The organism is Rhizobium sullae (assembly GCF_900169785.1).
Taxonomy (GTDB): Bacteria; Pseudomonadota; Alphaproteobacteria; order Rhizobiales; family Rhizobiaceae; genus Rhizobium; species Rhizobium sullae.
Genome location: NZ_FWER01000056.1, coordinates 1 through 20295 on the forward strand (window position 1 = coordinate 1; position 20295 = coordinate 20295).

Below are 20295 nucleotides of genomic sequence, written 5' to 3' on the forward strand. Positions count from 1 at the left end.
GGCGCAAAACTAAGCGACCGCGAAGTCGAAAGGCTGCTCTCGAACCTCCGTATCGGCTCGTTCACCAGCCGCGACGAACAGGAGGTCGCAGGCTATGCCGAGGTGATGGAAACAGTCTTCTCCGCCTTCGACGCGATCCCGCTTGACGAAAATCACATCCGCCAACTCCATCGGGATCTGCTTGCTCACTCGACCAAGGATGAGCGACACAGGGGAAACTGGAAAACCCTTGCCAACAATGTCGAAGCCTTCGACGAAGATGGACGAAGCCTGGGCGTCGTCTTCGCGACAGCTTCCCCCTTCGACACGCCGGGTCGAATGTCGGACCTGGTGGCCTGGCAACAGGCACAGGAGAAGGATGGCACCTTCCACCCTCTGCTCATTGTCGCTGTCTTCGTTGTGGTTTTTCTGGAAATTCATCCTTTCCAGGATGGCAATGGCCGCCTATCGCGAGCCTTGACCACTCTGCTCCTCCTTCGGGCGGGTTATTCCTACGTGCCGTACAGCTCCCTGGAAAGCGTTATCGAGCAGAACAAGGAAGCCTACTACCTCGCGCTTCGTCGAACGCAAGGCACAATCCGGACAGACCAACAGGACTGGAATCCGTGGGTCGAGTTTTTCCTCCGGAGCCTGCAGCGCCAAAAGCAGCGGCTCGAGCGCAAGATCGAGCGTGAACGTATCCTGCTGGGCGACCTGCCGGAGCTGTCGGTCGCGATCCTCGAACTGGCGCGTGAGCGTGGGCGGGTTACGGTGATGGACGCGGCCAAGGCCACAGGCGCAAGCCGCAACACCGTCAAGGATCATCTTCGGGCGTTGACCGAGCAGGGGCATCTTACCCTTCATGGAGCGGGTCGCGGGACCTGGTACGGCCTGAACTAAGGCCGGAGTGATTGGTCCGCAAATACGCCGAGACCAGAGCACGGCCCAACTGTGTGCGGCGGCCATTGCCACGTCCCTTTGCCTGACGTTAGCGGCGCTCCCTTCTGCGGGCTCGATGAGGCATGTCTGACCGGAGAGCGGCTTCGCCTCGATCGTCCTCCCGCAACGGCCATCCGAAACTTTCTTCCCCTGGCGGCGGCGCCGCCATTCCTCGCGCGGCAACAAAGTTCCTCCCGGCCGCCCTCCATTTCATTTCGGCCCATTGGGTGCGGTCCGATCGTCCCCGGTCCTTGCGACAGCCATCGAGGCCGCAATGGAGCGGCCCGAAACAGCAAAAGGAACTTGGACATGGCTACCATCGGCACCTTCACCTCCACCGAAAACGGCTTCTCCGGCTCGATCCGCACGCTCGCCCTCAACGTCAAAGCCCGTATCGCCCGCATCGAGAACCCCTCCGACAAGGGCCCGCACTTCCGCATCTACGCCGGCAACGTCGAGCTCGGCGCCGCATGGCAGAAGCGCTCGGAACAGACGGACCGCGACTACCTCTCGGTCAAGCTGGACGACCCGAGCTTCCCGGCTCCGATCTACGCAACGCTGGCCGAGGTCGAAGGCGAGGACGGTTACCAGTTGATCTGGTCTCGCGCCAATCGCGACTGAGCTCCTCGAGGCTCCGCCCATCGGGCGGGGCCTCTTCCACCGAAATGTGAAGCCGGAACCAGGCGTCGAGCCCGGTCCCGGCATTTTCGGCGCAATACGGAAATGGGGATAGCCGCTCAGATCGCCGATGTTGCCGGGCCGGGGTGGCGGGGTCAAGGACGAGCGGTTACCCCCAATTTCGCACCGCCGCCTGTGGCGCCAACACGAAATCGGCTCCCCCACCCGCCGCCTCCGGCGGTCGCATTCGCGATCCCTGACCCCGCCAGCCCGTCCCGCCCTGCAGGTCGTCTTTCACGAACTCACGGAGATGAGACCATGACGATCGAACAGCACATCGAAGAACTACGCGCCGAGCTGAAGAACACATGCGACGCAGCCGAGCGCCGCCAGATCGAGACCGAACTCGACCTTGCCCGGGCCTAGCTCGCCGTGCACCTGGCCGAACAGGTCGGTGTGATCGAGGCCGAGCCGCCCTTCTGAGGCGGCTTCTTCCCTGCCCCAATTCAAGCACTCGCCGTAGAGGGCTGACCGAGCCGTCGCCTCTCTCCTTTCGACGGACTGTTATCTGCATCTGGGGATGATGCATCCCCTTCGTCAGGACGCAACCTTACGCCGCCAGATTTTCCCCGCCGCAGGCGGCTCCTCGCCCACTCAAAACTCAGGCGACCAGGTTCTCCGCTCCCGCTTCGACCGTTCCGGTGCCACCCTCCTTCGAGGTCTGCAGTCGATCCCCGCGATATCAGCAATTCGAAAGGAGAACCCACCATGCGACAACTCGCCCAGTTCCTCGCAGCCACGGGCCGCCGGCTCCGCAATCTCGGGAAGGTGATCTGTCATTTCTTCCGCAAGGGAAAGCTCGGTCTGAAGCTTTCGATTAAGATCCCCTTGTTCATCGAGATCGACGTTTCGTTCGAGACCGACTGGAACCGCCGCAAATGACGCGCCGGGGCCGCTTCAGCGGCCCTTTGCATTGTTGCGCCGCGGGCGTCATCGTTGGTCAGCTGACGGCAGCTGGGCAATGGTCCTCGGTCGATAGCCACGGGCTCTCTTCTGTCGTGTCAGATCGAGGAACAGCCTGACGGCCTCTTCCTCCCGCCCGAAATGATGGATCATCATTTGCCCCGATGTCCCGATCCTCCCCCAGCGACGTATCAGGCAGGTTTCACCGAACAGCGACATGGAAATCTGCATGGCATAGAAGCGAGCCATGTTCTTCGCCTCGTCAGTACGTTCGATGTAGAGCTGGTAAGGCTGTGCGATCATGTTGACATCATCGCGGCATGCCCCTGACACGTCCAACGACATATGTGAATCGAACAATTGCGACCGATTCATTTCCGTGAAGAGTCGGGCCCGGGCGAGGCGCCGACGCGCACGGAGTCGCGCTGCGATCGGAGTCCGCACGCCCAGTCGGGTCACGATCCTCTCGCAGCAGGAAGCATGCCTCAGCAAAATATCGTTGTCCGGAGACAGCCGGAAAGTCCTACGGCCATCGGAGATGGCAAGCGGTCGCGTCCCTTCAGGACGCGGTTCTATCTCTCTCTGACGTCCAATTGTGCACCCGCCGTTCCGGGGTCAAGCACATCGCGGCCCCTCCAATATTGCCTGCACCGCAAGCGGCACAGACAAAATCGGCTCCTCCGCTTGCCGCTCGGCGGCCGCGTTCCGCGGTCCCTGACCCCTCACGGGCTACGGTGCGGACACCTTTCGTCAGAAACGAAAAGGAGACTCCTGATGACAAAGCATCAAATCACTCAGCCGATTGGCGAAGACCAGGCAGCGGATCAACGGCCGGATTGGCTTGAGCGTTTTGCGCGACGATTTCGATGCGGAAGTGCATCTGCCCGCCGATATCTCGCGCGAGTTTCTGTCTGCGGCGCTGCTTCGGGCAATCGACAACAGGGTCGATTTCGGATTGTTCCACGAGGCGGACAAGATCATCATTGCGCACTTCGGTGGGGACGAGATCTACCTCCCGTCGAGGTGGTCTGACAAACGGTGGCATATCGGCCATGAGGACGGGGAGCCATTTTTTCGACCCGGGCGAGGATTGAGCTCCAGATCAGAGGCGGCTCGCCGCCTCTGATCTTTGGCTACCTGTGAGCCGGTCCCGCCGGATCGACCGGCCGGATCGGCTCTGAAAGGGTGGCTCTGCCGCCCGTCTCACCTCACCCCATGAAGGAAGGGCGAGCCCCTCCTTCAAACTTCCTCTCAGAGGAAAGAGACGGTTCCCTCCACCCTCTCCCCAAACCCCTATCCCTCTCCCGCGCAGAATAGCCGTAATCGCTGTCACTGGTCCTGGCACCATCCGTGGCGCGCGCCGTCCCATGAGCGTGCCAGCCCTTCCTTGATCAAAGCATCGCCCAATGAATGGCCCGCACGAGACACGGTGCGAAGTTTGCGACCGTACTTGTCTTCGTCACGGAACCCGGCCACCAGGGAGAATTTTCCAGCGTTGAGCAGCGACATCAGGCGGGATTTTGCCGCTTCACCTTTGATCCGTTCAGCCTCGCAGCGGGGCGGGCTGAGTTCAGGCGTATCGATATCGGCGATGCGGATTTTCTCGCCCCCGAACCAGAAGGTGTCGCCATCGACGACGCAGTTCATGCGACGGCTGTCGCCGCAGAACACGAACGACGCCGATAGCGCATCTTGTGCCGGCGCTTTGGCGAAGACAGCAGCGCTGTCGAGATGGCCATTGTGATCGAGGTACAGCCAGCCGGCGGCGCCGATCACCACGGCCCAAACCATGGTGATCGGAATGCCTCTGCCACGACCGCCACGGTGACGACGTAACGTCGATCGCGACGCATTGATGCCGGGACGATCATTCGCGACCTTCCGATTTTTCCTGAACGGTATGACGTTCTTTTGCGCCAAGCTTTTCATCCCTCTTCGCCGGCAGACGTTACAGTCGGTTTGGTTTCATTGGCTTTTACCGCAGGCGTCGAATTCGAACCTTCCTTCTCCCTTCCGCCCATCGAATAAAACCGGTTCTCGCCAACGCATGACTTCATATCCTCGCGGCGGAACCAGATGGCGCGGCCGCATCGCAGCGGCGCGTTGCCGGCTGTGAACACGATCTGCTCGTCGGCCCGCATGCGTAGAACTTCGTGCGGCTGGATGAGCGGTCGTGCCGCGAGCTGCTTCGAGCGCGTTCGAGACGATCCCTTTGCCTGGAAGTTGCGGCTGACCTGGTCGATCTCGACCGTGGTCATGCCGCAGCGTCGGGAGATGTAATCGGCGGTCTCGGGATCGTTGATGGCCGCGAACGAAATCCAGCTGGCACTCTCGAACCATTTGCTTGCTGCGTCGCGGCCGCCATAGGTCTCGCGCATCTGGCCGATCGACTGATAGATCATCGTCAGCGTGATCCCGTATTTGCGGCCGGCGTCGCGCGCGGTCTCGATGATCCGCATGTAGCCGAGGCGGGCGACCTCATCGAGGAGAAACAGCGCGCGCCCCTTTATTTGTCCGTCGCGATTGTAGATCGCATTCAGAAACGAGCCGATGATGACCCGCGCAAGACCGGAATGGGTCTCCAACGTCTTAAGGTCGATGTTGATGAAGACGTCGGTGTTTGCCGCCGCGATGTCGCTGGTCGAGAATTTCTTTCCCGACACGAGGGCGGCATAATTCGGATAGGAAAGCCAGTGTGTCTCCTTGACGGCATTGGCATAGACGCCGGAGAAGGTTTCCGGCGTCATGTTGACGAAGGCTGCGACGTTCTCCTTCACGAAATCCGAGCCCGAATTATCGTAGATGTCCTGCAGCCGTTTGCGCAGTGTCGGCTCCGGCTCAGAGAGATTCATGCGCACCTGCCGAAGCGTTTGATCCTTCTCGTCCGTGTGACCGGACAGGCAGACGTCGGCGATGAGTGCCGTGAGCAACTGGAGAGCTGACGCTCGAAAGAAGTCGTCACGGACACCGCGCGCGCCTCCGTTGTCGCTCATGATCCATGATGCGACCGAGGCGATATCCTCTTCCTTCGTACCTTCAAAACGGCCGACCCAGTCCAGGACATTGAAGCCGCCGTCCGGCTTCCTTGGATCGAGGACGAACACGTCCCTCCCCGCTCCGCCGCGATGCGCGGAGACCATCGGTGCGACCTCGTTCGATGGATCGAGCACGATCAGCGTGCCGCCCCATTTGAGCGCCGTTGGGATCGCCACTGACGTCGTCTTGAAACCGCCGGAACCGGCAAAAACGATCCCGTGCGACGAGCCGAAGGAGCCATCAAAGCACAGCAACGGCGACTTGCCACCGGCGCCCCACGTCTCAGCGCTATCGGCTCGAAACGCTTGGCTCGCGACACTGTCTTTGTCGACGCGATAGCGCTCGCCGATGACGATGCCGCCAGTATCGGGAAACAGCTTCGCCGCCTCTGTGAGCTTCATCCAATCCGCTTCGCCATGCAGGGCTCGCTTGCCCTGAATGCGCTTCGGCTCCGCCCGTGCGAATGCCGCATTGCCGATGAGCGCGACGCGGAGTGCGAAGCAGGCACACATGAGTGCTACGCCCGCTCCGATCGCCGTTGCTGGATCGAGATAGGCCAAGACCGACCTCTCGTCGTTAAGCGACTTCGTGAAAGCGGCAAGGGGCACCGTTTCGCGTGCAGCCGCAATCAGGATCGTCCCACTGCATCCGGTAACGACACCCCAACCTGCCTGCTTGATGTCGATCGCGCCGGCGCTCGCAAACAAGAAAACAATCCCGATCGCCGCACTGGCGACATAGCGCAACGCGATGCCCGCCCGCCCCCATGCCAGTCGTGCGGCCTCGGTCTTTCCGAAGCCTGAAAGCCACTGCTCGATCCCGTTCATTCCGATGACGACCAGGATCATCAACGCCGCTGGCCCGACAACGAGCGCAATCCTATTGATCGTCATTGCCGAAGGCCTCCACGCCGATTGCCGTGAGCCTGGAGCGCTCGCCATCGTCACCCTTGATGCGGCGCGCTGTATCGATCAGCGCGCCCAGCAACAGCGCGCGCTTCTCGTAGCGCAGACCGGCCTTGACGATCAGGCCGCCGAGCTCGATCTTTTCGCGCGTGTCCTTCTTGCGGGCGTCGGATGTCAAAGTCCTCGCCATGCGCTCAAGCCTCGCCAGCCCTGCCCGCATTCGGGCCAGACTCGACCGCCGTGGTCGACGTTGCGCCGCTGCTATCGCCTGCGCCCCTTTTCCCTCCGGTCGTACCGCCCTGCCCTCCGCGAAACCGTTTCGTCAGTTGCTCAAACGCAGCCTGAAACTCCGCCTCGTCGATTTCGATCTCACCAAGGCCGGCCTTAAGCGCAATCCGGCCGATGCGTTCCGCTTCCCTTGTCTCGGCGATCTTGAGCTGTTCCTGCAGCTTGGCGATTTCGTCGCGGATTTTCGCGGAGGGCTTCTTCATGTCCGATTGTCTCCATGGCTGAGAAAGCGTGTCTTTCGAAGCCAGTTTCCGGAACTTCAGTAGCGAACGCACTACTGTGAATCCTACAATCGCCAACGGCGATGCTTTGGTGAATGATCCCGGCCGTTCCGAAGGAGCGGCTTCCAAGGGCGCAATTATACGTCGCTGACGCGACGCCCTTGCTGAGGCCCGGTCCGGGTCTCTCGCTTCTGACGAACTCATTGATTTTGTTCGCAAGCGGGAAGGAATTTCGCCGTGGCCGTCCCTCACTTCTCCGTCAGCGTCGTCGCCCGTGGCTCCGGCCGCAGCGCCGTCCTGTCGGCGGCCTACCGGCACTGCGCTAAGATGGAGTTTGAGCGGGAAGCCCGGACGATCGACTACACCCGCAAGCAAGGCCTCCTGCATGAGGAGTTCGTCATTCCGGCAGACTCGCCCGAATGGCTGCGTTCGATGATTGCCGATCGCTCGGTCGCCGGGGCATCCGAGGCCTTCTGGAATAAGGTGGAGGGCTTCGAGAAGCGATCCGACGCGCAGCTCGCCAAGGACGTCACCATAGCCCTGCCGCTCGAGCTGACGGCCGAGCAGAACATCGCGCTCATGCGCGACTTTGTCGAGCGGCACATCACTGCGAAGGGCATGGTCGCCGACTGGGTCTATCACGACGCTCCAGGCAATCCTCATGTCCACCTCATGACCACATTGCGCCCGCTGACCGAAGACGGTTTCGGTTCGAAGAAGGTCGCGGTGCTCGCCCCGGACGGCAAGCCGATCCGCAATGACGCCGGCAAGATCGTCTATGAGCTATGGGCCGGCAGCACTGAGGATTTCAATGCGTTTCGCGACGGCTGGTTTGCCTGCCAGAACAAACATCTGGCGCTTGCTGGTTTGGATATCCACATGGATGGCCGTTCCTTCGAAAAGCAGGGTATTCCGCTTGAGCCGACCGTTCACCTCGGCGTCGGCGTCAAAGCCATCGAGCGCAAGGCGGAGCAATCCGATCGGCCGCGGGAGACCTCGGCGAGTAAGCTCGAACGCGTCGAGCTTCAGGAGGAGCGCCGCAGCGAGAACGCGCGGCGCATCCAGCGCCGTCCGGAGATTGTGCTCGACCTGATCACCCGGGAGAAGAGCGTCTTCGACGAACGCGATGTTGCGAAGGTGTTGTATCGCTATATCGACGATGTCGCTCTGTTCCAAAGTCTGATGGTCCGCATTTTGCGAAGTCCGGAAGCGCTCCCGCTCGAACGCGAGCGGATCACCTTTGCGACAGGTATTCGGAAACCCGCGAAGTACACCACGCGCGAGATGATCCGGCTTGAAGCCGAGATGGCCAATCGCGCGATCTGGCTCTCCGGTCGCGCCTCCCATGGCGTCCGTGAGGTGGTGCTGCAGGCGACCTTTGCGCGGCATGCCCGTTTGTCGGATGAGCAGCGAACTGCCATCGAACATGTCGCCGGGGCCACGCGGATTGCCGCTGTTATCGGCCGCGCCGGCGCCGGCAAGACGACGATGATGAAGGCTGCGCGCGAGGCGTGGGAAACGGCCGGCTATCGTGTGGTCGGCGGAGCATTGGCTGGCAAAGCCGCCGAAGGTTTGGAGAAGGAAAGTGGCATCGTTTCCCGCACACTGTCGTCCTGGGAGCTGCGCTGGAACCAGGGCCGTAACCAGATCGACGACAAGACGGTTTTTGTGCTGGACGAGGCCGGCATGGTGTCGTCGCGGCAGATGGCGCTGTTCGTTGAAGCCGTCACCAGGGCCGGCGCCAAACTGGTTCTGGTCGGCGACCCCGAACAGCTTCAGCCGATCGAGGCGGGTGCCGCCTTCCGCGCGATTGCCGACCGGATCGGCTATGCCGAACTCGAAACCATCTATCGTCAGCGGCAGCAATGGATGTGCGACGCCTCGCTCGATCTGGCGCGCGGCAACGTCGCCAAAGCGGTCGATGCCTATCGCGCAAATGGGCACGTCAGGGGGTTGGACCTCAAGGCGCAAGCGGTCGAACGCCTCATTGCCGATTGGAACCACGACTACGACCCTTCGAAGACCAGCCTGATCCTCGCACACCTTCGCCGCGACGTCCGAAAGCTCAACGATATGGCCCGCGCCAAGCTGGTCGAGCGCGGCGTCGTCGCAGACGGATTTCCGTTCAAGACAGAGGACGGAACCCGCATGTTCGCGACCGGCGACCAGATCATGTTCCTCAAGAACGAGGGCAGCCTTGGCGTCAAGAACGGCATGCTCGCAAAGGTGCTTGAAGCCGTACCTGGCCGGATCGTTGCGGAGATCGGTGACGGCGAGCACCGCCGTCAGGTTACGATCGAGCAGCGCTTCTACAGCAACCTCGATCACGGCTATGCGACCACGATCCATAAGAGCCAGGGCGCGACCGTCGACCGCGTGAAAGTGCTGGCCTCGCTGTCGCTGGACCGTCATCTCACCTACGTTGCTATGACACGCCATCGCGAGGATCTCGCCGTCTATTACGGTCGCCGCTCCTTTGCCAAATCCGGTGGCCTTATCCCGATCCTGTCGCGCCGGAACGCCAAGGAGACGACCCTCGATTACGAGAAGGCGTCGTTCTACCGGCAGGCATTACACTTCGCGGAAGCCCGCGGCCTTCATCTCGTCAACGTCGCCCGCACGATCGCGCGCGATCGTCTCGAATGGACCGTCCGGCAGAAACAGAAGCTCGCCGATCTCGGCGCCCGTCTTGCCGCCATCGGCGCGGCGCTCGGACTGGTCCGCGGCAGCAGCAAGCAAGCAATCCCGAACACGATCAAGGAGGCCAAGCCCATGGTGTCAGGCATCACCACCTTCCCGAAATCGCTCGAGCAGGCTGTCGAGGACAAGCTCGCCGCCGATCCCGGTCTGAAAAAACAATGGGAGGACGTCTCGACCCGCTTCCATCTCGTCTACGCGCAGCCGGAAGCGGCCTTCAAGGCCATCAATGTCGATGCGATGGTCCAAGACCAGTCGGTGGCGCAGTCCACCCTCGCAAAGATTGCCGGCGAGCCAGAGAGCTTCGGCGCCCTCAAGGGCAAGACAGGTCTTCTCGCCAGCCGCGCCGATAAGCAGGATCGAGATAAAGCAGTTGCCAATGTGCCGGCGCTCGCCCGAAATCTTGAACGCTACCTTCGTGAGCGGGCCGAGGCCGAATTTAAACATGAGACGGAGGAGCGCGCGGTCCGACTCAAGGTTTCGGTCGACATCCCGGCGCTCTCTCCAGCGGCCAAGCAAACGCTCGAACGCGTGCGCGATGCGATCGATCGCAACGATCTTCCGGCAGGCCTCGAATATGCGCTGGCCGACAAAATGGTGAAGGCCGAACTCGAAGGTTTCGCTAAGGCTGTGTCCGAGCGCTTCGGAGAACGGACATTCCTGCCTTTGGCTGCGAAAGACACTGATGGCAAGACCTTCGAGACCGTCACAGCAGGAATGACGGCCGGCCAGAAGGCGGAGGTCCAGTCTGCGTGGAATTCCATGCGTTTGGTCCAGCAACTTGCCGCTTATGAACGAACGACGGAAGCGCTCAAGCAGGCCGAGACGCTGCGGCAAACCAAGAGCCAAGGGCTCTCGCTGAAATGACCGGGGCTGCAACCCGCCGGTCGATGACCACGCAGCGACGACGAGCCATTGTGGTTCTGTCGATGGCGGCGGTGGCCGCCATCCTGCTGGTGGTGACTGCCGTCGCCGGCGGCTACCGCATCAATCTGACACCGAGCGAGCCACTCGGCCTGTGGCGCATTATCCCGCTCCATCGACCGGCAGCAGTCGACGACCTCCTGTTCATCTGCCCGCCGGAAACCGCGGCGATGCGGGCAGCGAGGGCACGAGGCTATCTCCGTTCTGGTTCCTGCCCAGGCGGCGTCGCACCGTTGATCAAGACAGTGATCGCCGTTGCAGGACAGCATGTCGAAATCGGCGTCAGCGTGAGCGTAGATGGGCGGGAGGTTTCCTCTTCCAGTCTCGCACTACGAGATGGAAAAGGCCGGCCGTTGACGCCCTTTCCGAGCGGCATCGTACCGCCAGGATATGTCTTCCTGCATTCCGCATTCCCCGGCTCCTATGACTCCCGGTATTTTGGCCCGGTGCCGATCTCCGGCATTCTCGGTCGGGCGCAAGAGGTGTTCACCTATGAGCCGTGACTACCTTCGGCCGGCGCTGTTGATTTTCGCTTCGATCGCGATCGGCATGATGGGCTGGAGCGGCTATGTGTTGCTCCTTCCTGTCGCACTGGGGTTTCCCGTTCTGTGGTCGATCGCGCGAACGAGATTGGTGGCGGCACTTGTCTCCGCCGGATATTTCCTGGCCGCATCACGTGGTTTGCCGCAAGGCGTAGCGGCGTTCTATTCGTCGGACGTCTGGCCGGGCCTTCTGCTCTGGCTGTGCGCGTCTTTGAGCTTCGTTGCCGTGCATACGGTCCTCTGGACGAAGAACAGCGGAGTTCGTCCGTTTCGCTATCTTCTGGCAGCCATCATCATGTCGATTCCGCCTTTCGGTGTCACGGGCTGGGCTCATCCAGTTACGGCTGCGGGTGCTCTGTTCCCGGGATTGGGATGGTGGGGCCTTGGCTGCATGACAGCTGGCCTTGCGGGCCTCGTAACCCGCATTTGGCCAGCTGTCGCCATCACCTTCGCAGGCCTTTGGCTGTGGTCCGCCGCATCGTGGACAGAGCCGGGTCTACCCAATGGCTGGCGCGGTGTCGACCTCGAATTGGGCCCTTCGCTCGGTCGGAACGCCGGTCTTCACCGCCAGCGTGACCTGATCGCAACGGTGCGGAATGCGGCCAGTGATGGCGCACGCTACGTGGTGCTGCCGGAAACTGCGCTCGGTTTCTGGACACCGACCGTGGCGCGGCTTTGGACGAGCGCGTCCGGCGATACCGATGCGACGGTCATCGCCGGCGCAACGGTGCTCGATGCCACCGGCTACGACAATGTCCTCGTCGCGATCGACGGGAAGGGCGGAAGCAGCATCCTCTATCGCGAACGCATGCCGGTTCCCGGTTCGATGTGGCAGCCGTGGCGTTTCTTGTTCGGGGAGAGTGGCGGTGCCAGGGCGGATTTTTTTGCGAACCCGGTCGTCCCGATCGGTGCCAGCCGGGCAGCGCCGCTGATCTGCTACGAGCAGCTGATCGTTTGGCCGATCCTGCAAGCCATGCTGCACGATCCGGACTTTGTCGTCGCCGTCGGAAACGGCTGGTGGACCGAAGGGACCTCAATCGTCGCCATCCAGCGCGCCGCTACGACGGCCTGGGCGAAGCTCTTCGCAAAACCGCTTGTTGTTGCCTTCAACACCTGAGTGCTCAGGAGACACCATGATCGACGCAGCCCTGATAAAAGAATGCGCAGACCCTTCTCTCAAGCCCGCGATCGTCGAGCAGTTCGTGATGGCCGCGGGCTCGGCCGATCCCCTCGCCGTCACCGTCAAATCAGGCGGCCGATTGATCCTCGGTCCGAAAGCGGCATCGGCCGAGGAGGCGATGGCGATCGTGCGCCAATATGCTGGTCAGGCGGTCGTTCGCGTTGGGCTGACCCAGTTCCCCGCTGGCGTGGGAGTCAAGGAACCGGCGGATCTGAAACCCGACCTTGTCGATGCCTGCCAAAACCTTCGCAAAGGCACGGCGATGTTCGCCAAGGTCCTCAGGATCGTTGCGAAATGGTATGGCAACCCCACGAGCAAAGACGTCCTCCCCCAGATTTTCGAGGATGCGCTTTACGCATGGAAGACTGGTGAGTTTGAGGGCTTGAGCGTGTTTCAAGCGGAGGATCCTGGCGGGGCACTCGCCAACCAAAGGAAACCGCGGGACGAAGAATCGAAGGCGGATACAGTCGATACCTGGGCTCCGCTGCCGACTGAGGGTGAACCTTCGGACGAAAAGAAAACTGGCACTGCGGGGATACGGGTCGATCTTTCCCGCATTGGTGGTCAGCAATAGCGTTGAGTTCGTCTTTTTTTGCATGTTCGGTCGAGCGAAAACTCATCGCGAGTCCAAAAGCATGAAATTAGTGTGTTTCCGACGCATGAACTTAGTGTGAGCCAGATAGATAACGTCGGGGCATGGGATCCGGATCGATCTGTCAAGATTGGCGGGAATTGATCTTCACTCTGGCAGTGCATAGCGCGTCAGCAGAGCCTCGCCCTCTTCGATGGCGATCTCGATCACCTCGTTCACCAGATCCGGAGAAGCGGCGAGTTCCTGCAGAACGAGCGTGAACAATTCCCGCTGCTGTCCCGGCAGAACTTGCGGCACGATGATTACCAGGCCGGCATGCAGATCCTCTCGCGCATAGAGTTTCCTGAAGTCACGGGCATTGTTCGTCACGAAGGTAAAATCTTCCGCGACGATCCGAGGCATCAGATCCCAATCGGTCTCGCCGCTAAGGCCTAGCCAATTGACGTGAAAGCAATCGTGGCCGTGATGTTGAGCCACGGCCACGAGCGATGTGTGCAGGCATTCATCGACGAGAAACTTCACGAAGCCGTGCCCGAGGGCTTTTCGGTACCGGCCTTTCCGAGAGGCAAGCGCTTCACCGACTTCACTTTCAGTCCCTGCTCCGACAACTTTCGTGGCCGCCCACGGGCAGGATGAGCCGCTACCCAGATTTCGGCGAGGTCCACCATGCGCGCAGTGAGAGCCGGATAGCCCTCGACGATCTCGTCCGTGGCAGCGCCTTGCAATTTCATCGCAGCGATTGTTCGGACTGGAACGCGCGTGCCTTTGAAGACCGGCTCGCCGCCAACCAAGCCTTTCACGCTGTGGATGATCTTGTCCGCTTCCCTGAGTGCTTCGCCGCGCGCGGCCAAGTGCTCCCTCGCTCTTGCGACGTCGACGATCAGATAGTCGTCCGCTCTGACCGTGTCGGCTTCAGGATTTTCGTCGATGGCGGCAAAGAGGCGTTTCCGGCGCTCGGCGGAAAGGATCGAACCGACGCCGAACCAGAGCTTCAGGCGCAGCAGATCGTCGTCAGTGATCGCACGGCTTCGGTGGCTGGTAGAGGGTCTTCCAATGATCCGTTTGTCGATCGCGTTGTGTACCGACTTGATGCCAATCTCACTCACGGCAGCCGCCTCAGTGGGTGTGTATTCGCGAAGTGCTGCAGCCATAATTATTCTCCTTCGAAAGAATATATATGATGCGTGGGCATTTGCAATGTGGATCGCACAAATGAATTCTCGTCATTGCCGGCTGGGCATGAACCCGGCAGTCCGCAAGACAACTTCTCTTAATCGTCAAGCTCGGTGGTTGGCATCTGAGGCTCCTTCGGCGGCCGCTTCAGCATCAGTCGCCGACGGCCTATGCGCGGAGACTAGGCGAAGAACGAGCGGCACGCCCGTAGCATCACGGAAGTTACCGGTAGGGAAAGCTGCTAGCTATGGTCGGGCATGCGCCTATGGTCGGGCATGCGCCTCTAGTCAGGCGGCGCAGCGGCCGCGCTCGCGATCGCTGCCTCCACGCCGTCCGGTACTGGTAGTCCCACCTTTCGAAGTCCTGAAGCCAGGCGCAACTGGTCCTCGGGCCGGTAGTTTCTTATCGTGAGCTCAGCCAGAATGTTGCGGATAAAATCCGGACGCATCCGCATGAACGTCTCGCCCGCTCGACGGGCCCCATCCGGCATACCGGCCTCCGCATAGATGACGGCGGCCACGACGTGGAAGAGCGGGAACCTCTGGAGGTCGGCCTGTTTGATTCCGGCAGCCGCTGCCGGGTAGTCTCCAAGCATGTAGGCCGCAAGGGCGCGGATTCCGTGATAGTACCCGCCTCCGCCCGGATTGAGCGTGATTGCCCGGTCCAAAAGCTCCGCGCTGCGAATGTAAAAATTCGTAGCCGCCTCTGGGCTGAAAGTCGTCTCGGCATAGGTGATTTCAGCGACATTCATGCAAAGAACGCTGCAATCGTCATATTCAACCCTTCCCTCGTAGCAACGACCGTCCAAAAAGGACATCCGGTCGGCTGGCGATAGTTCTGCCCAGAACCCGTCCGTCGCGACCAGCAGCCTCCCCGCCACCAGATCGATGTTCGTGACTTCCGGCGCAACGAATCCCCTGGAACGGAAGCTCCGGACGAGACGGTGGCGTGCAGGAAATTTGGCGAGTTCGGGAACGGCACTTTTGCCAAGGCATTCGCAAGTGTATGGGGTTCTGTTCGCCACTGGATTTCGGACTTGTCAGCTACTTCGCCGAAAAGACAATCACCCGCATGTGTCTTGGCTTTTCATTTCAAGTGTCCGCTGTCCTAGGACTGAGGACAGCAGGCCACACTCCACGCAGGTTGTCAAAACCAATGAAAGGCTGCGCGCCGCTACTACACCTCGCACTGCGATGAGGCCGTCATCCAGATTTTGTCACAAGCTCGCCGGGGTCGACACCCAGCGCCTCGGCGATCTGGCCGAGGACCGTGACGCTGGCGGAAACATCGGCGCGCTCAATCGCCCCGATATAGCGCGCGCTCAGGCTCGACCGGTCCGCCAGTTCTTCCTGCGTCAGTTGCTTGCCATGACGTATCCGACGCAGATTAATCGCCATGACCTCCTTGAGATCCATGACGCGAGCGGAGCCTGAATAGGAATGATCGTTCCAGGAACGATAGTTCCGATTCCGCACGGCACGTGATATTGCTCGTCCAGCTGATCATCCACGCCCTTCGGATATAGGGGCATGATCGTCTGGAAGTCAGGCAGTGCACTCATCGCTTAAACCGTATATGCGGACGAGGGCGTTGTTTTCGAGCAATGAGAGAATAAAGTGAGAGGAGAAACGGATGAAGGGCGTGGACTCATCCGACGCGAACGACAAAAGAGATGTGAGAGAACCTCCCTGCAGTTCGATGCAAAAGTCAGAATTAGAGGCGTTGGCAGTCGCTGCAATCCTCGAACACCGCCGGCTGCTCGTCGCGGACGAAGCTGTCTATGAAGAGTGGACCCGCGCGACCGCCGTCCCGACGACTTCCAGCGACGTGCTCAAGAGCCTGCAAGACGAGTATCTCGCGCGTCAGAAGAAATCCGAAGCTCAGCAGGAGGAGCTTTCGGAAATCATCGACGCGCTTGGCTATGTCCCTGATGTTGCCCTGGATGGCGAAGAATGACGCTCAGACCAGCCCGTGGTCCTTAGCGATCGCTACGAGTTGCGGAACGGTCGCTGCTTCTAGCTTTCGACGCGCGCTGTCGAGATAGTGCTGCACTGTTCTCGGGTTGATTCCCGTGAGCACGGCAGTCTCCGGGGCATTTTTGCCCTTTGCTGCCCACATGAGGCACATCGCTTCCCTTGGTGAAAGTAACCGCTTAGGGGCGACAATTGTCGCCGCAGCTATGATCTTCAGCCGATAATGGATCGTCAGGACTGCGCGCATCGCTTTCTGCGGATCCTGCAATTTTGAAATTTCAACCTTCTTCTCCGACGAGGCAAAGGTCAGCATCATCGTGGAGCCGAAACTTCCTTCGACGGGAATTGTCACCCCGCTGCGAATGCCGTGTTCGATCGCTTGGTCTCGAAAGCGCTTGAGCTCGGAGGTTCCACGGGCTTTCCAATCATCAGCCGTCCAGGAAAACACCTCCATGCGACGCTTGGCTTCCGTGACCACTGGGTCGATGCGGGAATATTGGCTGCCGAGGTAAATGTCCTGCCAATCATCGGGATAGGAGTTGAAGGTACAGATCGCTGCGCCTTCGGTTTGCAAATACGCGAAACGCTCAAAACCAGAAGAGTTCGCAAAGCTTTTCAGGGCGCTTTTGATCATACGTTCATCGTGCGCGGCTTCTGCCATGTCGATGAGAGAGCGAAGGTATCCGTCCACTGACTTTCTCCTATCTTCTTTCGCAGTTGCGAGCCCTCCCAATCCGCGGCACTTTCGCGCGCCGCTTATTTATGTGATGTGACGTCCGGCAAGATGGAGCCAGTGAGGCTTCGAGTCATGACCCATGATACCGCTCTTCCCGAGGCTTACCCAGAGTGTTGCACGATAGATCGACGCACGTCTACATGGCATTCAATTTCTCTGAATAAAAAGATAGCCGGAGAAAGATCTGCGCCGCCACCTCATCGTGGCCGCATAGCAGGGACTAACCAAACGCGACGAAATAGCGCCAATCTGAGACTCGTAACCGAGCTATCGGCCGCTATAGGAACCCGGGAAAATAATATCCTGATCGACTAGGACGTTGAACTTGTAGCCTGGCCTGATACGGATCGTCGGCTGCACGTTCAGATTCTTCGAAATCGTTTGTTCCGCGACGCGACCGAAGCTTTCCGCAAAATTCCGCCTCGCGGCATCCGAGGCCGTATCCTGCGTCGCAAGCGTCGAACTTTCGGGCAACGACATATCGATCCCCGTTCCGATAATCGCCACCAGGGCCGCTGAACCGAAGGTCCGCCAAAGATGTCGGTCGACCTTGTCCTTGAAGCCGCCATAGCCTTCGGCATCCGTGCCGGCCATCCCGCCGATCTGCAACGTCGAACCGTTCGGGAAAATGAGGTCTGTCCAGACGACGAGAACCCGTTCCTGGCCAAAGGACACCTTGGAATCGTAACGGCCGAGCAGCTTTGCGCCCTGCGGGATGAGCAGACGATACCCGGTGGCGCTGTCGTAGACGTTCTGGCTGATCTGCGCGGTAATGAGCCCCGGCAAGTCAGAAATGAGGCCGGTGATCAATGTGGCAGGGATGACCGAACCGCGCTTCAATTCGTAGGGCGACATCTGCGGTACGACCTGGTTCGGCAGGTAGCCAAGGTCCTTGACGTCCTGATTGAAGAAATCCTCCTTCGATGTCTGGGCGTTCGGATCGACATTCTCACCCATCAAGCCGGATTTCATCGCGGCAGCATAAAGGTCCGACGCATTGTTTATCGGGGCCTTTGTCGTCTGACGGCCCGTGCTCGTGGGATCTGAGGCCTTTTCGGCATCGGACGCGTCGACTTTCAGCGGCGAATCGAGCGCCGTGGCGCGGGCCTGGAGGCGGGCCATCCGCTGGCGCTGGGCCTCGCGGATATACTGCTCATCCTGCTCTCGCTTCAGGCGCGCTTTCCACTCCTCTTCGGATTCGAGCCTGGTCCGCTGCTCCTGCCCATCTGTGGGCCGGCGTTCAACGACCGGTTCTTGCCTCTCGACTTTCTGCTCAGTGACAGGCGTCGGCTGGAAAGCCTCGCGCTCAAGCGGATCCCCGATGATTCCATCCGATATACCGCGTTTGAGTTGGTCGCCAAAATTTGTCGCTGGGGTGTTGGACGCGCTTTCGATGTCGTTGCCACGGTTGAACGAGAGCCCGCGCCAAGACAGGCCAATCACGACGACACCGAAGAACAGCACGATGACGATGATGGCAACGATGATTGGCAGGCGATTGAGGCGGCGCATGCCATTCTGATCGTCGGCCTGGTTGGACGCGCCAAGCTGGAGCGATTGGACCATATTCGTCTCCGTCAGTTGCGCTGCATGACCGAAAGCGGACTAGCCGGCACAGCACCCGCCGCAGTCGTCGTATAAGCACGGCTAAGGGCGATCGAAGGCGTCGAAAGCCGCGCCAGCACCTGCCCGTCAAAACCATCAATTGCATAGGCAAGCTCGACCGGTTTGATGTCCTTGGCGACTTTGCCGTCCGTGATCACCGTGTAGCCCCACCCCTTCAGGGCCGCCTCGAGGGCTGTCGCGAACTCGGATATGTCCTTGTCCATCTTGATCGTCGTCGCAGTACCGGCCGGGCCGATCTGCTCGGCGAGCCGGCTTGCCATGTCGCCGGCAATGGCGCTTGCGGCCGGCCCGGTGACGGCTACAGGCGTTGAGCTGGTGGTCATTGCATCGTCAGAAGTTTGGCAACCGGTAAGCAATGCCGCGGCGATGACAAACGGGAGAAGCTTCCGCATCGTTCAACCTCCCCGCCGGATGGTGATCTTCTGTTGCCGCCAACCCACCCCGGAAACGAGGATCGCCTTGTCGACCGCATAGTCGACGATCATCATGTCGTTCTTCATACGGTAGTTGACGATGCGGTTTTGGCCGCCGGAGACGACGAACAGCACCGGCGCATCCTGACCGGAGATCGACTTCGAAAACTGGATGTAGGTCTTCACCCCGTCCGAATAGACCCGCTTCGGCTTCCACGATGCGCCGCCGCTGATCGAATAGGAGAAGTTCAGCTTATCCGGCGCCGTGCCGGGAATGCCGCCGGTCTCGAGGCGGGCATTGATGTCGGCGAGCTTGGTCGATACGTCCTCCGGATATTCGAAACCCACGCGCGCCATGTACTGGCTCGGATGGGACTTGAGCTGGATATGATAGGTTCGCCGGGAGGTCGTGACGACCATCGAGGTGAGAAGGCCCGGTTCGGACGGCTTGACGATCAGATGTATCGCCTGCCCACCTGCCGCCCCGGAGGAAGCAGGCTCCACCTTCCAGCGCACGGTGTCACCGACGAGGACATCGCGAACAACCTCGCCGCCCTGCAACTCAATATCGCAAACCTGCAGCGGCGAACAGACGACGGAGGGCTGCGTTTCGCCGAACAGGAAAATGACCTTCCCATCCGGCCCTTTCGTGACGAGACCCGGCGTGCCGCGCCATTTGCCCGAAAGGTTTGTGCCCTTCACCTCGTTCGTCGTCATGCTCTGCGCCTGCGCGCCGACCACAAAGACGAGGCCGGCCATGCAGCCGATCGCTGCGAATAATCCTGTTCTTTGCATGTGAGTACCCCTGCCCCTAAAGCTGCGCCGTCCAGTCGAAATCCCGGACGTAGAGGCCGATTGGATTGAGGCGGATGATCGCCTCGTCCTGCGGCGTGGTCAGCGTCACCGTCGCGATCCCGCGGAACCGGCGCGTCCCCGTTTCCTTGCCTTTCCGATCCCTCTCGTACTCGGTCCAGTCGATCTGGTAGGTCTCGTTCGACAGCGCCACGATGTTGTTGACCTCGATGGCGACCGTCGATGTCTTCGCCTTCTCGAATGGCGAATTGCCGCGGAACCAGGCGTTGATCTTCTGGGTCGACGGATCTGAGGTTCGCAGCAGCGCGTAGGTCCGGTCGATATATTGCTTCTGCACGACGGCATCCGGCGTGATCGAACGGAAGCTGGTGACGAAGTTGCCGAGCGTCGCGCGCACCACGCGGGCATCCGCATATTCGATCTGCTCGGGAAAGCCGGCCGTGACCGCGGTTCCGAGCTTGTCGACCTCGACAACATAGGGCACCAGCTTGACCTGGGTGCTGAGATACATCGCATAGCCGAAGCCGATGACCGCCATGGTCAGCCCAAGGATGCCGACGATGCGCCATGCGGCCGCAGCCTGAACATGGGAGCCATAACGTTCGGACCATTCCTGGCGGGCGGCAAGATACGGATTTTCTGGGGCGCGGTTCGCGGCCATTTATACTTCCCTTGTC

Annotated in this window: 22 protein-coding genes and 1 pseudogene; 9 read left to right on the plus strand and 14 right to left on the minus strand. The window is 60.6% G+C overall.

Annotated features, from left to right (window positions below; all coding sequences use genetic code 11):
* The 3 genes from BN1800_RS32065 to BN1800_RS41690 form a co-directional block, all read left to right on the plus strand.
* On the plus strand, positions 1–879 hold an 879-nt coding region (locus BN1800_RS32065; RefSeq protein WP_143534199.1), incomplete at its 5' end, for a Fic family protein.
* A gap of 348 nt (positions 880–1227) precedes the next feature.
* On the plus strand, positions 1228–1539 hold the full coding sequence (locus tag BN1800_RS32070; protein ID WP_165928323.1) for a DUF736 domain-containing protein: 312 nt from the start codon (positions 1228–1230) through the stop codon (positions 1537–1539).
* A 765-nt stretch (positions 1540–2304) separates the two neighbouring features.
* Complete coding sequence (locus BN1800_RS41690; RefSeq protein ID WP_165928320.1) at positions 2305–2478, plus strand: hypothetical protein; 174 nt, start codon at positions 2305–2307, stop codon at positions 2476–2478.
* A gap of 48 nt (positions 2479–2526) precedes the next feature.
* Here BN1800_RS41690 and BN1800_RS32080 read toward each other — a convergent pair whose 3' ends face one another.
* Positions 2527–2802, minus strand: a complete 276-nt coding sequence (locus BN1800_RS32080) for a WGR domain-containing protein (RefSeq protein WP_087003606.1) — start codon at positions 2800–2802, stop codon at positions 2527–2529.
* A gap of 538 nt (positions 2803–3340) precedes the next feature.
* Between BN1800_RS32080 and BN1800_RS32085 the strand changes: the two genes are divergently transcribed.
* Positions 3341–3625: a hypothetical protein gene (locus BN1800_RS32085; RefSeq protein WP_244564730.1), complete on the plus strand. Its 285-nt coding sequence runs from the start codon at positions 3341–3343 to the stop codon at positions 3623–3625.
* Between the two features lie 203 nt (positions 3626–3828).
* Here the strand turns inward: BN1800_RS32085 and BN1800_RS32090 are convergent, their stop codons facing one another.
* The 4 genes from BN1800_RS32090 to traC form a co-directional block, all read right to left on the minus strand.
* A complete protein-coding gene (locus tag BN1800_RS32090; RefSeq protein ID WP_087003609.1) occupies positions 3829–4290 on the minus strand; it encodes a thermonuclease family protein in 462 nt (153 codons plus the stop codon).
* A 134-nt stretch (positions 4291–4424) separates the two neighbouring features.
* Positions 4425–6428 carry a Ti-type conjugative transfer system protein TraG gene (traG, locus tag BN1800_RS32095; RefSeq protein WP_244564731.1) on the minus strand — a complete coding sequence of 668 codons (2004 nt, stop codon included), beginning with the start codon at positions 6426–6428 and terminating at the stop codon, positions 4425–4427.
* Entirely contained in the window at positions 6415–6630 is a 216-nt protein-coding gene (gene traD / locus BN1800_RS32100; protein ID WP_165928322.1) for a type IV conjugative transfer system coupling protein TraD, read from the minus strand. Before traD ends, traG begins: the two co-directional genes overlap by 14 nt.
* A gap of 4 nt (positions 6631–6634) precedes the next feature.
* Positions 6635–6931: a conjugal transfer protein TraC gene (gene traC / locus BN1800_RS32105; RefSeq protein WP_087003558.1), complete on the minus strand. Its 297-nt coding sequence runs from the start codon at positions 6929–6931 to the stop codon at positions 6635–6637.
* A 255-nt stretch (positions 6932–7186) separates the two neighbouring features.
* Between traC and traA the strand changes: the two genes are divergently transcribed.
* From traA to BN1800_RS32125, 4 genes are read left to right on the plus strand one after another with little or no spacing between them, the layout of a single operon-like run.
* Positions 7187–10513, plus strand: a complete 3327-nt coding sequence (gene traA, locus BN1800_RS32110) for a Ti-type conjugative transfer relaxase TraA (protein WP_087003561.1) — start codon at positions 7187–7189, stop codon at positions 10511–10513.
* Positions 10510–11073, plus strand: coding sequence for a conjugative transfer signal peptidase TraF (gene traF / locus BN1800_RS32115; RefSeq protein ID WP_087003564.1), 564 nt, complete (start codon positions 10510–10512; stop codon positions 11071–11073). Before traA ends, traF begins: the two co-directional genes overlap by 4 nt.
* On the plus strand, positions 11063–12229 hold the full coding sequence (locus BN1800_RS32120; RefSeq protein WP_087003567.1) for a conjugal transfer protein TraB: 1167 nt from the start codon (positions 11063–11065) through the stop codon (positions 12227–12229). Before traF ends, BN1800_RS32120 begins: the two co-directional genes overlap by 11 nt.
* Positions 12230–12245: 16 nt before the next feature.
* Complete coding sequence (locus tag BN1800_RS32125; protein ID WP_087003570.1) at positions 12246–12866, plus strand: TraH family protein; 621 nt, start codon at positions 12246–12248, stop codon at positions 12864–12866.
* A 165-nt stretch (positions 12867–13031) separates the two neighbouring features.
* Here the strand turns inward: BN1800_RS32125 and BN1800_RS32130 are convergent, their stop codons facing one another.
* The 4 genes and pseudogenes from BN1800_RS32130 to BN1800_RS32145 form a co-directional block, all read right to left on the minus strand.
* Entirely contained in the window at positions 13032–13406 is a 375-nt protein-coding gene (locus tag BN1800_RS32130) for a DUF5615 family PIN-like protein (RefSeq protein ID WP_087003573.1), read from the minus strand.
* Positions 13403–14035, minus strand: a complete 633-nt coding sequence (locus BN1800_RS32135; protein WP_087003576.1) for a DUF433 domain-containing protein — start codon at positions 14033–14035, stop codon at positions 13403–13405. The genes BN1800_RS32130 and BN1800_RS32135 overlap by 4 nt, the downstream gene beginning before the upstream one ends.
* A gap of 305 nt (positions 14036–14340) precedes the next feature.
* Positions 14341–14739 (minus strand): annotated as a pseudogene (locus BN1800_RS32140) (tetratricopeptide repeat protein); the annotation flags it as partial.
* A 520-nt stretch (positions 14740–15259) separates the two neighbouring features.
* Positions 15260–15472 (minus strand): helix-turn-helix domain-containing protein, encoded by a 213-nt coding sequence (locus BN1800_RS32145; protein WP_087003579.1) that lies wholly within the window; start codon positions 15470–15472, stop codon positions 15260–15262.
* 217 nt (positions 15473–15689) lie between these two features.
* Between BN1800_RS32145 and BN1800_RS32150 the strand changes: the two genes are divergently transcribed.
* Positions 15690–16013: a transcriptional repressor TraM gene (locus tag BN1800_RS32150; protein WP_027513368.1), complete on the plus strand. Its 324-nt coding sequence runs from the start codon at positions 15690–15692 to the stop codon at positions 16011–16013.
* Positions 16014–16016: 3 nt separating this feature from the next.
* On the opposite strand, the gene BN1800_RS32155 is transcribed toward BN1800_RS32150, so the two are convergent.
* The 5 genes from BN1800_RS32155 to BN1800_RS32175 all read right to left on the minus strand — a co-directional run bounded on the left by BN1800_RS32155 (position 16017) and on the right by BN1800_RS32175 (position 20279).
* Positions 16017–16721 (minus strand): autoinducer binding domain-containing protein, encoded by a 705-nt coding sequence (locus BN1800_RS32155; protein WP_027513369.1) that lies wholly within the window; start codon positions 16719–16721, stop codon positions 16017–16019.
* 312 nt (positions 16722–17033) lie between these two features.
* The gene (gene trbI, locus BN1800_RS32160) at positions 17034–18332 is read right to left on the minus strand and encodes an IncP-type conjugal transfer protein TrbI (protein ID WP_087003583.1); all 1299 of its coding nucleotides are present in this window, start codon (positions 18330–18332) and stop codon (positions 17034–17036) included.
* An 11-nt stretch (positions 18333–18343) separates the two neighbouring features.
* Positions 18344–18784, minus strand: coding sequence for a conjugal transfer protein TrbH (trbH, locus tag BN1800_RS32165; protein ID WP_027513371.1), 441 nt, complete (start codon positions 18782–18784; stop codon positions 18344–18346).
* A 3-nt stretch (positions 18785–18787) separates the two neighbouring features.
* On the minus strand, positions 18788–19600 hold the full coding sequence (trbG, locus tag BN1800_RS32170) for a P-type conjugative transfer protein TrbG (RefSeq protein WP_027513372.1): 813 nt from the start codon (positions 19598–19600) through the stop codon (positions 18788–18790).
* Between the two features lie 16 nt (positions 19601–19616).
* Positions 19617–20279 (minus strand): conjugal transfer protein TrbF, encoded by a 663-nt coding sequence (locus tag BN1800_RS32175; RefSeq protein WP_027513373.1) that lies wholly within the window; start codon positions 20277–20279, stop codon positions 19617–19619.
* Positions 20280–20295: the final 16 nt, after the last annotated feature.